The 15402-nt window shown below is 66.1% G+C and carries 16 protein-coding genes and 1 pseudogene; 14 read left to right on the forward strand and 3 right to left on the reverse strand.

Translation table 11 applies throughout. From position 1 onward, the window contains the following. Positions 1-127: 127 nt before the first annotated feature. The 9 genes and pseudogenes from OR16_RS02375 to OR16_RS02410 all read left to right on the forward strand — a co-directional run bounded on the left by OR16_RS02375 (position 128) and on the right by OR16_RS02410 (position 8419). The gene (locus tag OR16_RS02375; RefSeq protein ID WP_006156363.1) at positions 128-1978 is read left to right on the forward strand and encodes an OPT/YSL family transporter; all 1851 of its coding nucleotides are present in this window, start codon (positions 128-130) and stop codon (positions 1976-1978) included. Between the two features lie 308 nt (positions 1979-2286). Beyond that, a pseudogene (locus OR16_RS02380) lies at positions 2287-2559 on the forward strand (universal stress protein); the annotation flags it as partial. Between the two features lie 28 nt (positions 2560-2587). Further along, positions 2588-5389, forward strand: a complete 2802-nt coding sequence (locus tag OR16_RS02385) for a monovalent cation/H+ antiporter subunit A (RefSeq protein ID WP_006156365.1) — start codon at positions 2588-2590, stop codon at positions 5387-5389. Next, entirely contained in the window at positions 5389-5766 is a 378-nt protein-coding gene (locus tag OR16_RS02390; RefSeq protein WP_006156366.1) for a Na+/H+ antiporter subunit C, read from the forward strand. The genes OR16_RS02385 and OR16_RS02390 overlap by 1 nt, the downstream gene beginning before the upstream one ends. Continuing rightward, positions 5763-6968, forward strand: a complete 1206-nt coding sequence (locus OR16_RS02395; protein ID WP_237716897.1) for a monovalent cation/H+ antiporter subunit D — start codon at positions 5763-5765, stop codon at positions 6966-6968. The genes OR16_RS02390 and OR16_RS02395 overlap by 4 nt, the downstream gene beginning before the upstream one ends. Then, on the forward strand, positions 6926-7219 hold the full coding sequence (locus OR16_RS45195) for a hypothetical protein (protein WP_237716898.1): 294 nt from the start codon (positions 6926-6928) through the stop codon (positions 7217-7219). Before OR16_RS02395 ends, OR16_RS45195 begins: the two co-directional genes overlap by 43 nt. 4 nt (positions 7220-7223) lie before the next feature. Then, positions 7224-7727: a Na+/H+ antiporter subunit E gene (locus OR16_RS02400; protein WP_006156367.1), complete on the forward strand. Its 504-nt coding sequence runs from the start codon at positions 7224-7226 to the stop codon at positions 7725-7727. Further along, positions 7712-7987 (forward strand): K+/H+ antiporter subunit F, encoded by a 276-nt coding sequence (locus OR16_RS02405; RefSeq protein ID WP_006156368.1) that lies wholly within the window; start codon positions 7712-7714, stop codon positions 7985-7987. The genes OR16_RS02400 and OR16_RS02405 overlap by 16 nt, the downstream gene beginning before the upstream one ends. A gap of 27 nt (positions 7988-8014) precedes the next feature. Next, complete coding sequence (locus OR16_RS02410) at positions 8015-8419, forward strand: Na+/H+ antiporter subunit G (protein WP_050982866.1); 405 nt, start codon at positions 8015-8017, stop codon at positions 8417-8419. A gap of 25 nt (positions 8420-8444) precedes the next feature. On the opposite strand, the gene OR16_RS02415 is transcribed toward OR16_RS02410, so the two are convergent. Then, positions 8445-8762, reverse strand: a complete 318-nt coding sequence (locus tag OR16_RS02415) for a high-potential iron-sulfur protein (RefSeq protein ID WP_043418105.1) — start codon at positions 8760-8762, stop codon at positions 8445-8447. Between the two features lie 340 nt (positions 8763-9102). On the opposite strand from OR16_RS02415, the gene OR16_RS02420 reads away from it, so the two are divergent. After that, positions 9103-9717 carry a hypothetical protein gene (locus OR16_RS02420; RefSeq protein WP_237716899.1) on the forward strand — a complete coding sequence of 205 codons (615 nt, stop codon included), beginning with the start codon at positions 9103-9105 and terminating at the stop codon, positions 9715-9717. 6 nt (positions 9718-9723) lie between these two features. Here the strand turns inward: OR16_RS02420 and OR16_RS02425 are convergent, their stop codons facing one another. Beyond that, entirely contained in the window at positions 9724-10494 is a 771-nt protein-coding gene (locus OR16_RS02425) for an SDR family oxidoreductase (RefSeq protein ID WP_006156372.1), read from the reverse strand. Positions 10495-10605: 111 nt separating this feature from the next. Here OR16_RS02425 and OR16_RS02430 point away from each other — a divergent pair, with 111 nt between their 5' ends. Continuing rightward, positions 10606-10950: a XapX domain-containing protein gene (locus OR16_RS02430; RefSeq protein WP_050982862.1), complete on the forward strand. Its 345-nt coding sequence runs from the start codon at positions 10606-10608 to the stop codon at positions 10948-10950. 42 nt (positions 10951-10992) lie between these two features. Here OR16_RS02430 and OR16_RS02435 read toward each other — a convergent pair whose 3' ends face one another. Beyond that, the gene (locus OR16_RS02435) at positions 10993-11679 is read right to left on the reverse strand and encodes a GntR family transcriptional regulator (RefSeq protein ID WP_006156374.1); all 687 of its coding nucleotides are present in this window, start codon (positions 11677-11679) and stop codon (positions 10993-10995) included. A gap of 112 nt (positions 11680-11791) precedes the next feature. On the opposite strand from OR16_RS02435, the gene OR16_RS02440 reads away from it, so the two are divergent. The 3 genes from OR16_RS02440 to OR16_RS02450 form a co-directional block, all read left to right on the forward strand. Then, positions 11792-13012, forward strand: coding sequence for a pyridoxal-phosphate-dependent aminotransferase family protein (locus OR16_RS02440; RefSeq protein WP_006156375.1), 1221 nt, complete (start codon positions 11792-11794; stop codon positions 13010-13012). Positions 13013-13279: 267 nt separating this feature from the next. Beyond that, the gene (locus OR16_RS02445; RefSeq protein ID WP_006156376.1) at positions 13280-14548 is read left to right on the forward strand and encodes an MFS transporter; all 1269 of its coding nucleotides are present in this window, start codon (positions 13280-13282) and stop codon (positions 14546-14548) included. 12 nt (positions 14549-14560) lie between these two features. After that, the coding region (locus OR16_RS02450) for an FAD-binding oxidoreductase (RefSeq protein WP_006156377.1) at positions 14561-15402 on the forward strand (842 nt) is incomplete at its 3' end.

The raw sequence follows: 15402 nt of genomic DNA on the forward strand, positions 1-15402 counted from the left end.
CTTGCGCACGCACGCCGTCCTCACGGTGCGCCGCTTGCGGTAGCATCTGCTCGGCATTTCGTTTTCCTTCAATCCAGCAGCCACTGATCAGCAGCCACAGATGCGGCTAGCGCGCATGGGGAAGCCAATGACGGCAGTCGGCAGGCCACCGCAAGACGCTACCCCGCCGGCACACGCCGAAAGGCTCGGTGCCATTACCGCCACCGGACGGCGCTGGGCATGGCTGCCTGAGCAGGGCGGCTGGAAATACTATGCGCTGCTTGGCGCCATCGGGGCCCTTGTCCTCGGCCCGCTGGGCGGGATCGCCGCGGCGTACATGAACTTCTCGCTCGGCTTCTTTGTCGGCGGGCAGGTCCTGGCGGGCATTCTCGGCTCCACGGTGACCTATGGCTATGGCGCTGACGGCCGCCACGGCGCGAACTATATCCAGACCATTGCCGCATCGGTCGCCGGCATGAGCGGCATGGCCGTGGTGATCCAGGCGATGACCTGGATGGGCTTGCCCGAGCCACCGTTGTGGCAGTTGATGCTGTACATGCTTTGCGTGGGCATGTTCGGCGTGGGCGTGGGCATGCTGTACACGCCAATCCTGGTCGACCGGCTGCAACTCACGTTTCCCTCCGGGCTGGCGGTGGCCAATATCCTGCGCGCCCTGACGGATCCGGTGCTGCTCCGGCAGTCCGTGTCGCGGCTGGCTGGCGGCACGGCGCTTGGCATCGTCAGCGGCATCGGCGCGACCCATGTGGAGCGGCTTGCCGCCATCGATCTGTCCGCGTCCACCTTTGGCGCGGGCATGATCGTCGGGGCCCGCATCGGCGTGGCTGCGCTGGTTGCCGGGCTGGCGGGCTGGGCGCTGATCCCCTTCTTTGTCTCCATCGGCTGGCTAGCGCCGGGCGACCCCTTTCGCAAGATCACGTTCCTGATTGCGCTTGGCATGATCATGGGCGCCGCGCTGCTCGATGTCTCGCTGATTCTGGTCAGGGTGTACCGGCATGCCAGGCAGTTGCCGGCAGGAATACGGCGGGAGCCCACTGCGGCGGCAGGCGGCGGCAGCCTGTGGCGGGTGGCGGCGTGGGTGCTGTTCTGGGGGCTCGCCGTGGTGGCGGTGGGCGTGGGCCTGCTGCATCAGCCCGCGGGCTACATGGTGCTGGCAGTGCTGCTGGTGTTCGTGTTTGCCATGGTCAACGGCATCTCGGTGGGCATGGTCGACCAGAACCCGATTTCTTCTGCCTTCGTGCTGTCCGTGATCCTGATGGCCGCGCTGGGTTTGCGCGACCCGCATGTGGGGCTGATCGCGGCCACGGTGCTGCTGGTGTCGACCAGTGAGGCGTGCGACATGCAGCAAGACCGCTCCACCGGCTGGCGGCTCGGCACCAACCGAGCCGTGCAGTTTCGCTTCCAGGTGGCGGGCATCGTCGCCGGCGCGGTGCTGGCCGTGTTGTTCGCCAGGCTGTTCATGCGGGCGTACCCGGAACTGGCGCTCGACCAGACTGTGCTCTCGGCCAGCGAGCAGCCCCATCACTGGGCTTGCGCCATGACTTACAAGATCGTCGGCGCGTTGCGCGGCCTGACGGACGACCTGCCGCACCAGCGCACGGCGGTTGCGCTGGGCATCGGGCTTGGGCTGGCCACCGCGGCCCTGCGCCTGCGGGTCAAGTCGTGGCCGCGCTACCGGCGCTTCGTCGAAGCGGGGAAGGGCGGCGGCATGGCGGATTTCCTGCTCGATGCGGTGCTGCTGCCGTCGCCCTATGCCTCGTCCTTTGGCGGCTTTGTCAACCTGCCCACCTCGGCGTGGTTTGCGCTGGGCGGTATCGTGGCCAGCGTGCTCAATCGCTTGCGCAAGCAAGAGGACGCGCCGGATGCCTTGCCCGGCGACATGAGCACGACATCGCTGGTGGGCGGCGGGCTGATCGCGGGCGATGCGCTGGCGGCGGTCGGGCTAGGCATTGCGGGGCTGTTGCTTACGGCCTTGGGCTAGTGCGAGGCCGCTCCAATGTCGGCGCGCAGCATCGGCACCTTCCACTGCCGGCACTGCGCCCCGTGTTCTATTCTTTCGAGACGGATCTGAATTCTTTATCCGGGTTGGCGGGGCCAGGCCGGAGGCGGCTGGTTGTGGCGCAAAATACGCCACGGCGGCCGCGGCGGAACCAAGCTGCCCGGGTACGCCTGGCGCGGTCCCGGTGCGGCCATGCGCGTCTGACAGGATCGGATGAGAGGTGGTCGTGATATGACAGTTTTGGTGTTTACAGCGATGGTTCGTCCGGCAGCGCGGCAGCGGCGGCACGCGCGTTGGATGCGGTTAGCACCGTGCTTGCGCCGGTCGCCCAGGAAATCCATCGACATTGGCTCACCGGCGACCCCGCGCATGCGATCATGCGGCTGGCGGCGCAGCTTGATGCCGACGCCATCGTGGTCGGGGCCAAGCGCCGCGGCGCGCTGGCCAGCGCCATTCTTGGCTCTGTCGCCACGGCCCGCTTTGCGAGATCGGATGTGCCGGTGCTTGCCGTCAACCTGCCTGAGACGCAGACGCCAATCCGCGAATCCCAAGCATCTCCATGAACGCCACGGAGCTTCCCAGAGCCCGCCGATGGTGATGGCCTGGTTGATCTCGCTTCCTTTGATGGCTGCGTTGCTGTTGCTGCCGGTGCAGCGTCACGCGCGCTTCCTGGCCGCGCCCATCGTCGTGGGCACGCCGCTGGTCGGCCTTGGCTTGCTGCTCAGCGTGCGCGCCGAGGTGTTCGGTGGCCGCACCATCGCCTGGCGCCAGCCCTGGATCGAGGACATCGGGCTAAGCCTGAGCCTGCGGCTGGACGGCCTGGCCTACGTCTTCGCGCTGCTGGTGCTGGGCATCGGGTTGCTGGTCATTCTCTATGCGCGCTACTACCTGCCGCGCAGCGAATCCACGGTACGTTTTTTCTCGTTGCTGCTGCTGTTCATGGCGGCGATGCTGGGCGTGGTGTTGTCGAGCAACCTGCTGCTGCTGGCAGTGTTCTGGGAGATGACCAGCATTGTGTCATTCCTGCTGATCGGTTTCTGGTCCTATCGCTCCGATGCGCGCAAGGGCGCGCGCATGGCGCTGACAGTGACCGGTGGCGGCGGGCTGGCCTTGCTGGCAGGCGTGCTGCTGCTGGGGCACATCTGCGGCAGCATGGAGTTGTCCGAGGTGCTGGCCCAGGCCGGCACCGTGCAGCGCCACCCGCTGTATCCGGTGATGCTGAGTCTGATCCTGCTGGCAGCGTTTACCAAGTCCGCGCAGTTTCCCTTCAGTTTCTGGCTGCCGCACGCGATGGCGGCGCCCACGCCGGTGTCCGCCTACCTGCATTCCGCCACGATGGTCAAGGCTGGTGTCTTCCTGCTGGCGCGGCTGTATCCGGTGCTGGACGGCACCAACTGGTGGTTCTACATGGTCAGCCTCACCGGCCTTTCTACGCTGGTGGTCGGTGCCGCCATGGCCTTGCTGCAGCGCGACCTCAAAGGCCTGCTGGCGTATTCCACCATCAGCCATCTGGGCCTGATCACGCTGCTGTTCGGCCTGGACACGCAACTGAGTACGGTGGCCGCGCTGTTCCACATCATCAACCATGCGGTGTTCAAGGCGTCGCTCTTCATGGCGGCGGGCATCATCGACCATGAGACCGGCACGCGCGACCTGCAGCGGCTGCGGGGCCTGCGCCGGTATATGCCGCACACCGCGTTGCTGGCCATCGTGGCGTCGCTCTCGATGGCGGGCGTGCCGCTGTTCAATGGCTTCCTGAGCAAGGAGATGTTCTTTGGCGAGACGCTGGCGCAGGGCCTGCTAGGCGATTTCAACTGGATCATCCCGGCGTCGGCAACCTTTGCCGGGGCGCTGACGGTCGCGTATTCGCTGCGCTTTATCTACGGCGTGTTCTTCGGCGCCGAGCCGGACGACCTGCCAAACTATCCGCCGCACGAGCCGCCGCGTTCCATGAAGATCCCGGTTGAGGTGCTGGTTGCCATCTGCCTGGTGGTAGGGCTGGTTCCGGCGTATACGGTGGGGCCCTTGCTGGCGACCGCCGCCTTGGCCACGCTGGGCGGGCCGCTGCCGGCATACAGCCTCAGCCTGTGGCACGGCTTCAATCTGCCCCTGCTGATGAGCCTGGTCTCGATGGGCTGCGGCGGGGTGCTGTTCTACTTCCGGCGCAACGCCTTTCATCGTACGCACGCGCGCTTTGCCCACCTGAACGCGCGCGATGCGTTCGAGGCCGGCATCGACAGCCTGGCGCGAATCGCCAGCCGCATCACCGCTGCATTCGAAAACGGTTCGCTGCAAGGCTACCTGGCCTGGATGCTGGCCGCCATGCTGCTGATTCCCGCCGCCTTCCTGTCCGACCTGGATACGCTGGCCGGCCCGCTGCCGGCGGGCCCGCTCGACACCTTGACCGTGGCGGGGATGGCCTTGCTGGGCCTGTCGGCGATCGGCGTGGTGATCACCCACCGGCAACGGCTCAATGCGCTGATCCTGCTGAGCGTGTGCGGCTTGCTGGTGGCGCTGCTGTTCACGCGCTTCTCGGCGCCGGACCTGGCGCTCACGCAGATCTCGGTCGAGGTCGTCACGATCCTGCTGCTGGTGCTGGCCTTGTACTTCCTGCCCTTCGGCCGGCCGGATTCTTTCTCGGTGGCCCGGCGTATCCGCGACGGCTGCCTGGCGCTTGGCGGCGGTACGTTGCTGGCCATCCTGGCCTACGCCGTGATGACGCGGCCTTACGATTCGATCTCAACGTTTTTCCTGGCCAACAGCGTGGATGGCGGCGGCGGCCACAATGTGGTGAACGTGATCCTGGTGGACTTCCGTGGCTTCGATACGATGGGCGAGATCTGCGTGCTGCTGATCGCCGGCCTGGCGGTACAGGCCTTGCTCAAGGGCATGCGGCTGACGGCGCCGCCCGCGGGGCCCAACGGGCTGCCGTGGTCGAGCCAGAGCCATCCCTTGCTGCTCGCCATCCTGGCCCGCCTGATGTTGCCGCTGACCATGCTGGTCGCGGTCTTCGTGCTGCTGCGCGGGCACAACCTGCCGGGCGGTGGCTTCGTCGCCGCGCTGATTACGGCGGTGGCCTTGCTGCTGCAGTACGTGGCCAGCGGCGTGCTATGGACCGAGGCGCGCATCGTGCTGAACTACCGCGCGCTGGCCGGTGGCGGCATCCTGGTGGCGGGACTGACCGGCCTGGGCAGCTGGGCGTTCGGCTTCCCGTTCCTGACCACCTCGTTCGGCCATTTCCACCTGCCTGTGGTGGGAGAAATCGAACTGGCGACCGCCATGATTTTTGATCTCGGCGTTTATTTCACGGTGGTGGGCACCACGCTGCTGATCGTGTCGCACCTCGGCGTGCGCGACAAGCGCGTCAATGGCAACACAAAGGAGGGAGCCTGATGGAAGCCGCTTACGCCGGCACGGTCGGCATCCTGATGGCCTGCGGCATCTACCTGCTGTTGCGTGCGCGCACGTTTTCCGTGGTAGTGGGGCTGGCGCTGATCTCGTATGCCGTGAGCCTGTTCCTGCTGGGGATGGGCCGCCTTTCCACCGGCCGCCCGCCGGTCATCGCCGCGGGGGCGCAGTATGCCGATCCGCTGCCGCAGGGACTCGTGCTGACCGCCATCGTCATCGGCTTTGCCATGACGGCATTCGCGGTCGTGCTGGCCTTGCGCTCGCTCGGCATCACGGGCAGCGATCATGTGGACGGCAAGGAGGCGGGCTCGGCGCAGGCCGCGCAGCCGGCCGCCGGCACCGATGAGGCGGCCGGCCAATGACCCACAGCCTTCATTTGTCGATCCTCCTGCCCATCCTGCTGCCGATGTTTGCCGGCGGCATGCTGGTGGCCGCGCCGTCGCGCTGGTTCCGGGCCCAGCGCGTGCTGAGCACCGTGGTTACGCTGCTGCTGTTGCCGGTCGCGGTGTGCATGGTCCGCGTGGCAGCCACGGGTGTCATTACGGTCGATCACATCGGGAACTGGCCGGCGCCGTTTGGCATCGTGGTGCAGCTCGACCGGCTGGGCGCCATGATGCTGTTGCTGACCGCCGTGCTGGGCGCGGCCGCCGTGGTGGCGGCGGGCCGGGGCGATGCGCGCCGCGGGCGGCATTTCCATGCGCTGTTCCAGTTCCAGTTGATGGGGCTGAATGGCGCCTTCCTGGCCGGCGACCTGTTCAACCTCTTCGTCTTCTTCGAGATCCTGCTGATTGCCTCCTATGCCTTGCTGCTGCACGGCGGCGGGCGGGCACGCGTCGGTGCCGGGCTGCACTACGTCGTGCTGAACCTGGCCGGGTCCGCTTTCTTCCTGATCGCGATTGGCGTGCTGTACGGGCTGAGCGGCACGCTCAACCTGGCGCATATGGGTGTGCGGCTGGCCGGGCTGGCCCCGGCCGATGTGCCGCTGGCCACGGCGGCGGGCGTCATGCTGATGCTGGTTTTCGCGCTCAAGGCCGCGCTGTTTCCCATGGTTTTCTGGCTGCCCAAGGCCTACGCCAGCGCCACGGGCTCGGCCGCGGCGCTGTTCGCCATCATGACCAAGGTGGGCATCTATGCCATCCTGCGCTGCGCCGCGCTGGTTTTCGATGCGCCGGATGGCATGCTGGCCGACTTCCTGCATGACTGGGTGTGGTGGATGGCCCTTGCCACCATGGCGTTTGGTGCCATTGGCGCGCTGGCCGCCCCGAACCTGAAATCGCTGACCGGCTACCTTGTGCTGGCATCGGTAGGGCTGCTGGCGGCCAGCGTGTCGATGCAGACCGCGCAAAGCTGGGCGGGCGCGCTGTATTACCTGCTCAGCACCACGCTGTGCACGGCGGCGCTGTTCCTGCTGGCGGACGCGCTGGAGCCGGCGCCGTCTCCCGCTTCGGCGCGCGAGCCGGTGGCGGTGGTCCGCGGCTCGCGGCTGGCCGGCTTGCCAGTGCTTCGCTGCCGGTGGCGGCCGTGTTGTGGCCTTGCATCCTGCTGTCCAGCCTGGCGCTGCTGATTGCCGTCAGCCGCACGGGCACGCGCCTGTTGTGGCGCCTGCCTCAGGGTCACGACCCGGAGCGCCATGGCGCTTACCAGCGCATTGCGCCCGACGGCTGGAAGCTGGGCTGCTGCGCGTTCCTGCTGGCCTGCAGCGTGGCACTGGTCGTGTGCGCGCGGCCCTTGGGGCAGTATCTTGCGGATACCACCGCCCAGTTGTTCGACCGTGGCGCGTACCTGCGCGCGGTGCTGCCACCCGGGGGAGGCTGACGCCATGGCCAAGCGCTTGTTCCCGCATCCTTGGCTCAGCCTGGCGCTGCTGGCGATGTGGCTGCTGCTGACCAACAGCGCGTCGCCCGGCAACCTGGCGCTGGGTGCCTTCCTCGGCTGGGCGATCTCGCTGCGGATTGGCGCGCGGCTCTGGCTGCGCCCGATGCGGCTGTCCCGTCCCGACCTGATGCTGCGCCTGGCGGCGCACGTACTCATCGACATCGTGGTAGCCAATGTCGAGGTGGCGATTCTGGTGCTTGGGCCGGTGTCCCGGATGCGCCCCACTTTTATCCAGGTGCCGATCGATGTCGAGCATGAGCTGGCGCTGTCCGCGCTGATCAGCATCGTGTCGCTCAGCCCAGGCACCTTGTGCGCCGAACTCAGCGACGACCGCCGCCGCCTGCTGGTGCACGTGCTGGATCTTGACGACGAAACCAAGCTGATCGCGCTGATCAAGACGCGCTACGAGGCACCGTTAAGGGAGATATTCGAATGCTTGCCGTCGTAATACCGATCGCGCTGGCGATCCTGGGGGTTGCCTGCCTGTTGACCTTTATCCGGCTGGTGCGCGGGCCGGGCCTGCCCGACCGCATCGTGGCGCTCGATACGCTCAATATCAACGCGATCGCGCTGATCGTGGTGTTCGGTATCTGGCTGCGCTCGGCGCTGTTCTTCGAGATTGCCCTGGTGATCGCGGTGATGGGCTTTATCGGCACGGTCGCGCTGACCAAGTACCTGCAGCGCGGCGACATCATCGAACTTAAATAACCGGCCCCAGGAGACGCAATGTACACGATGAGTCCGGTTGCGGAAATCGCCACTTGCGCGCTGCTGCTGGTTGGCAGCGTCTTTACGCTGGTCGGGGCCATCGGCCTCGTCCGGCTGCCTGACTTCTTCATGCGCCTGCACGGCCCGACCAAGTCGACCACGCTTGGCGTTGGCGGCGTGGTAGTGGCGTCGGTGGTGTTCTTCAGCAACCAGGGCGACGGCCTGAGCCTGCATGAGTTGCTGATTACCGCATTCCTGTTTCTTACCGCGCCGATCAGCGCCCATATGCTGGCCAAGGCGGCCATGCAGCAGCGCCTGCCCGTCGATCCGCGCACGCGCGGGCATTTGTGGGACGCGCAGGACAGGGAGCGCAGCGAAGCGCCGGCGCAAGGCGGGGCACCGGCATCGCCCCGGAACGCTCAGGAAAACTGAGCGCTCGACGCCCGGTGCCCGGCCGTCAGCCTTGTTCCCACGAACTGCACCATCCGGCAGCCGCCACCTGCTTGTCGCCAAACAGCACGCAGCCGCCGGCTGCCGCATTGGCGCCTTCCTGGAATAGCTGGCAGTTGGCGCAGGTCTGGCTGGCGGCATGCTTGGGATATTTCGCCTGGTCCACCTTGCGGGTATCCGCCTTGTAGCCCAGCTTGACCGCTTGCGGATCGTTCTCGTCAAGCGTGGGCGCAGCGGCGCTTGCGCCGCGCGACGCCGAGGCGGCGGCGAGGCTGGCGACAACCGCCACCGGCATTGTCTTCAGGAATTGACGGCGGGAGGGCATGGGGCTTCCTTCTTTGTTGGGGCGGTGAATATTCTGTGGGGGCAGTGCCGGTGTTCTGCGGGGGGATTGTGGCATAGCCGCCGTGCTCTGGCTTCTTGTTCATGTGGCGCCTCGGCGTGCTGGATCGTGGACAGGGCCGCGCAACGGATCTCGCGGAACGACCCATCCGTTAGCTTCGCCGCGCCATATCTGTGGCAAACTCGGCGCTACCTTTTTAGTGTGCTTGCGCCTTCGCCGCCGGCACGCCATTTACTCTCAAGCCCATTCAAGCACTCTCAGGCCCATGACCGCGTCCACCAACACCGACACCCTCCGCCACGCCCTGCAGGAGCCGCTTCCCATGCAGCTCGCGCCCTTGATGGGCACCGCCTTTGCCGAGGCTGGCGACGGAGAACGGTTCGCCATCTACACCGAACCACCGGAAGCACCGGGGCGCGATGAAGTGCTTGCCGCGCTGCGCGCCCAGTTCGACGCGCATGCCGGTGCGCTCGCGCTGGCGGGCGATGAGCCGGCCAGCGGCGAAGTTCTCGACAGCGAGGACTGGGAGCCGGGCCAGGCGTTCGAGATGGACATGGACAGCGACGAGGTCTGCGGCCAGGTCCTGTTCTACCGCCTGATCCTCGCGCGGGACCTGGATCCGGTCGGGTACTGCGCGTTCGAGATCAACGCCGACGAAACCGGCGTGATCTTCGTCACGCTGGTCGAGTCGTGGATTCGCCCGCAGTACCAGCCGCTCGGGCTCCAGCGCGGCTTTGTGCAGCAGATGGCCAATGCGGTCTACGGCATGCTGGGCGACCTGGATGCGCGGCTACAGGTGGCGGGCGAGCGCAGTGCGTCGTTCGAGGTGTTGCTGGCATTGCTGCAGTCGGTCGCCGAGATACTGAAGGCCGGGCGCGAGCCGCTGGGCATTACCAGCGTCCGTGTTTCGGTGCTCCCCGCCAGTTCGGCAGGCTGATCGGCATCAGCGGAAACGCCGGCTGCGGGTGTCGGGGCTTTTGCTCAGGTGCGGGTGATGGACGCACAAGGCCGAATCGTCCGAAGCCAGGTACAACACCGAACGGGCCAGTTCGTCCGGGCTGGCCACGCGCTTCAGGGCGTGGAGGTTGGTAATAAACGACTGGGACTCCGCCGTGCTGTTCATGCTGCGATACATGTCGGTGTCAACCGCCCCCGGCAATATCGCATTGACGCGAACCCCTTGTGGCCCGAACTCGGCGGCCAGCGCCTGGGTCAGGCCAATCAGGCCCGATTTGCTCGCCGCGTAGGCTGCCACGCCCGGGAACGCAAAGCTATAGCCGACGAAGGTCGAGGTGAAGATCACCGAGCCGCCGCCGTTCTTGAGCATTTGCGCGATCTGGTACTTGGCGCCCAGGAAGGCCCCCGTCAGGTTGATTGCAATGGCGTCATTCCAGCCTGCTTCCGAAACACCGGTGCTCGGACCGGATTCGCCGAGCGTGCCCGCGTTGTTGAACGCGGCATCCAGCCTCCCGTAGCGCTCGACCGCCAGCGCAACCAGCGCCTTGGCATAGTCTTCCGCGCGCACGTCGCCGGCCAGCGCGACGGCTTCGCCGCCGGCCGCGCGGATCTGCGCGGCCAGCTCGTCCAGTTCGCCCTGGCGCCGCGCCCCGATGACGACCTTGGCGCCCTCGGCGGCGAACAGTTTCGCCGTGGCGAATCCGATGCCGCCGCTGGCACCGGTGATGATGGCGACCTTTCCGGCCAAGCGTTCCATGACGATCTCCCGATTTCCCGATTGGCGCGCGCGGATGGCTCCGGCTGATGGCGCCAGGTTAGAGGAGTATGGTCGCCAAATGCGATTCCCGACAAAGCATGGGCGCGCTTCATGCCGCTTCGTGTCCATGCACGTGGGTGCCACGCGAGGGCGTCCCTCGTCTTCAATCCATTGTTTCTTGTTTCGTTCGGCGCGGGGATTCTGGTCGGCATCATCTATGCGCTGATGCAGGTTCGCTCGCCGGCCCCGCCCGCCATTGCCTTGATCGGCTTGCTTGGGATGTTGATTGGCGAGCAGGTGGTGCCTACCGCGAAGCGGCTGATGGCCGGGGAGCCGATCACTGTTGCGTGGTTCCGCTCCGAGTGCGTGCCCAAGATCAGTGGTGCGCCGCCTGCGCTGGCAAAGGGAGAGGCGGCGGCAACGGTGGCCAGCACGGGGGACAAGAACGGCACGTAGACACCGGCTCATGCCGGGCCGGCAATCGGAGGCCGTCTGACTTCAGTCGTTCGTGGCAGGCGTGTCGCCAATCGGATCCGGATGAATCTGCATGATGGCGTCACGCTTTTCCAGCAGGTGGCGCTTGAGGATGGCGCCCAGCAGCTTGCCGTCACGCGCTTCCAGCGCCTTGATCATGTCCTCGTGATCGTGCACGGCGCGGTCCCATTTGTCCGTCTGGTGGTTGGAGCGAAAGCGCAGCGCCTTCAGGCGGCGGTTGATGCCCTGGTAGGTCTGGCGCAGCGCGGTGTTGCGTGCCGCCTCGTTGATGCGGTCGTGGATTTCCTGGTTGCGGCTGTAGTAGCCCGGCAAGTCGTTCTGCACGCGGCAGGCCAGCATCGAATAATGCAGCGCCTTGATCTCGGCCAGCTCGGCCGGCGTGATGCGCTCGCAAGCCAGCTCGCCTGAGAAGGCTTCCAGGCCACTCATCAGCTCGAACGTTTCCCAGACCTCCGCCTCGGTCATGCGCGAGACGCTGGCGCCACGGTTGGGCGAAATCTCGATCAGGCCTTCCGCCGCCAGCACCTTGAACGCTTCGCGCAGCGGCGTGCGGGAGATCCCCAGCGTTTCGCACAGCTCGCGTTCGTTGAGCTTCATGCCCGGGGACAGCACGCCTTCCACAATGAACTTGCGCAGGTGCTCGACCACGGTGTCGTGTAGCCGCTGGCGCTCGTCCTGGCAGGTGCCCAATTCCGAGGTAAATACCCAGTGTTCGGGCCAAAACAGCGCGTGGACATGGAGCGTTTCGTCTGCTAAAGTATTTTGAATGCAAAATTCATAATTCACAAAGAAGGGACAACCCGTGATCAAACTCGACTTCCACCCCGCCGGCCGCCACTTCCTGCAGATCCCCGGCCCGAGCCCCGTGCCCGACCGGATCTTGCGCGCCATGAGCTACCCGACCATCGACCATCGCGGCCCGGAGTTCGGCGCGCTGGGCCGCAAGGTGCTGGCGGACATCAAGAAGATCTTCAAGACCGAGCAGCCGGTCATCATCTATCCGGCCTCCGGCACCGGCGCCTGGGAGGCCGCGCTGACCAACACGCTGAGCCCTGGCGACACGGTGCTGATGTTCGAGACGGGCCACTTCGCCACGCTGTGGAAGAAGATGGCGCAAGCGCTCGGGCTGAAGCCGGAATTCCTGGGGCTGCCGGGCATCGAGGGCTGGCGCCGTGGCGTGCAGCCCGACATGATCGAAGCCCGCTTGCGGGCTGACAGTGCGCACGCCATCAAGGCGGTGTGCGTGGTGCACAACGAGACCTCGACCGGCGTGACCTCGAACATTGCCGCGGTGCGCCATGCGATCGACGCGGCCGGCCACCCGGCGCTGCTGCTGGTGGACACCATCTCCGGCCTGGCCTCGGCGGACTACCGCCATGACGAGTGGGGCGTGGACGTCACGGTGTCGGGCTCGCAGAAGGGCCTGATGCTGCCGCCGGGGATCAGCTTCAACGCACTGTCGCCCAAGGCCATTGCGGCCAGCAAGGAGGCCAAGCTGCCGCGCGCGTTCTGGGGCTGGGACGAGATCATCGAAGCCAACAAGAACGGCTACTGGCCGTACACCCCGAACACCAATCTGCTCTATGGCCTGTCCGAGGCGCTGGACATGATCCTGGAGGAGGGCCTGGACAACGTGTTCGCTCGGCATCAGCGGCTGGCCGAAGCCACCCGCCGCGCGGTGCGGGCCTGGGGCCTGGAGATCCAGTGCGCGGATGCTGCCGTGCACAGCCCGGTGCTGACGGGCGTGATGATGCCGGACGGTGTGGATGCCGACGCAGTGCGCAAGCGCATCTATGAACGCTTCGACATGTCGCTGGGGCAGGCACTGGGCAAGATGCGCGGCAAGATGTTCCGTATCGGGCATCTCGGCGATTGCAACGACCTCACGCTGATGGCCACGTTGTCCGGCTGCGAGATGGGGCTGAAGCTCGCTGGCGTGCCGGTGGCGGCCAGTGGTGTCGTAGCGGCAATGGAGTACCTGGCATCGCATGCGGATAGCCCGGTGCTGCAGGCCGCCGCATAAGCCACATAAGCCAGCACGGGAGGGCCGGGCGACCGTCCTGAATCAGCCAGTCAACGACAAGTGCAAGCAGGCATGGCTTCACCCCTGGGGTGAGGCCAGGGAGAGCTGTTGCCTTTTCTAACGATCGGCAGCCATCCCCGCGCCGCCTGTGCGCAGTAGCCGCAGTAGCCGCAGTAGCGCAAGCCGGCCATAGAGCCGGCCGCGATGAATTTGCCCCGGCCCGGGCACCCGCTCGGGCGGGCAGGAACAAAACAACGGAGACAAGCCATGAAACGCCTGCGTGCAACCAGCGTCGTGCTGGGGATGCTATGCATCATGTATTTCATCACCTACCTGGACCGCGTCAACGTGAGCACGGCCGCGGCCGGCTTTGGCCAGGAGTTCAACCTCAGCAAGACCGAGATCGGCCTGGTGTTCTCGGCCTTTGCCTATCCCTACCTGGTGTTCCAGATCATCGGCGGCTGGGTCAGCGACCGGTTCGGCGCCAAGCGCACCCTGATGGTCTGCGGCGTGCTTTGGGCTATCGCCACGTTGCTCACGGGCTTTGCCGGCGGGCTGGTTTCCCTGCTCGCCGCGCGCCTGCTGCTGGGCCTGGGCGAGGGGGCTACCTTCCCGGCTGCCACCGCCGCCATGGCCCGCTGGGTGCCCAAGGAAAAGCGCGGCTTCGCGCAGGGCATCACCCATGCCTGCGCCCGCGTCGGCAACGCCGTAGCCCCGGCCGCCGTCGTCGCCATCATGGCGATCTATGGCTGGCGCGAGTCGTTCTATATCTGCGGCGTGATCAGCCTGGTCTGGGTGGCGCTGTGGGCGGTGACCTTCACCGAGCATCCGAAAGACCATCCCCGCATGACCCCGGCTGAACTCGAAGCGCTGCCCGCCGCCAGGAAGAAGGCCGGCAACGTGCCCTGGCGCCGCCTGTTCAAGCGGATGGCACCCGTCACCATCGTCTATTTCTGCTACGGCTGGACCTTGTGGCTGTTCCTGAGCTGGATCCCGCAGTACTTCCTGCATAGCTACGACCTGGACTTGAAGAAGTCCGCCATCTTTGCCTCCGCCGTGTTCTTCGCCGGCGTGGTCGGCGATACCCTGGGCGGTATCGTCACGGACAAGCTCTATGACCGCACCGGCAGCCTGAAGCGCGCCCGCAGCTGGATGGTGGCGCTGTGCATGCTGCTGACCATGCTGTCGCTGCTGCCCTTGCTGTTTACCCACAACCTCTACATATCGATGGTTTGCCTGGCCGCCGGCTTCTTCTTTGCCGAGATGACGATCGGGCCGATGTGGGCCATTCCCATGGACATCGCGCCGGAGCATTCCGGCACCGCGAGCGGCATGATGAATTCCGGCTCGGCACTGGCCGCGATCATCTCGCCGGTGCTCTCGGGCTACCTGATCGACCGCTTCGGGAGCTGGGAGCTGCCCTTTATCGGCAGCATGGTGCTGATGGGCATCGGCGTGATCCTGGCCTTCCGTATGCAGCCCGAGAGCAAGTTCGAAACCGAGCCCGCGGCTGCCTCGAAGCCGATGCACGCTTAACCCACGCGAGACATGCCAACGGAACTGCGCGGCGACGTATTGTTCGATCGCGCCAGCCGGGGCCGCTACGCCACCGATGCCTCGATTTACCAGATCACGCCCATCGGCGTGGTGGTGCCGCGCGACCAGGCGGACCTGTTGCTGGCGCTGGAGATCGCCCGCGACGAAAAGGCGCCGGTGCTGGCGCGCGGCGCGGGCACCAGCCAGTGCGGCCAGACGGTTGGCGAGGCGTTGGTGATCGACAACAGCAAGTGGCTGAACAATGTGGTGGATTTCGATCCGGTGGCCGCTACCGTCACGGTTGAGCCAGGCATCGTGCTGGACCATCTCAATGCCTGGCTGAAGCCGCATGGCCTGTGGTTTCCGGTGGATGTCTCCACGGGGGCGCAATGCACCATCGGCGGCATGGCCGGCAATAACTCATGCGGTTCGCGCTCCATCGAGTACGGCAACATGGTGCATAACGTGCTGGGCATCGACGCCGTGCTGGCCGACGGCAGCCAATGCCATTTCGGCTCACTGAAGGCACACGTCGCGGACCCGCGCGTGGACGGCATCCTGCAGGCCTTGCGACGCATCGCCACGCGCGAGCGGGGCGAGATTGCCGAGCGCATGCCGAAGGTGCTGCGCCGCGTGGCCGGCTACAACATCGACCTGTTCGAATGCCAGAATCCGCGCGCCTATACCGATGATGGCTACGCCAATCTCTCGCATATCCTCGTGGGTTCGGAAGGCACGCTGGCCTATAGCCGCCAGATCACGCTGAAGCTGTCCGCGCTGCCGCAGCACAAGGTGCTGGGCGTGGTGAATTTCCCCACGTTCTACCAGGCCATGGACATGACGCAGCATATCGT

Source organism: Cupriavidus basilensis OR16 (assembly GCF_000243095.1).
Classification (GTDB): Bacteria; Pseudomonadota; Gammaproteobacteria; order Burkholderiales; family Burkholderiaceae; genus Cupriavidus; species Cupriavidus basilensis_D.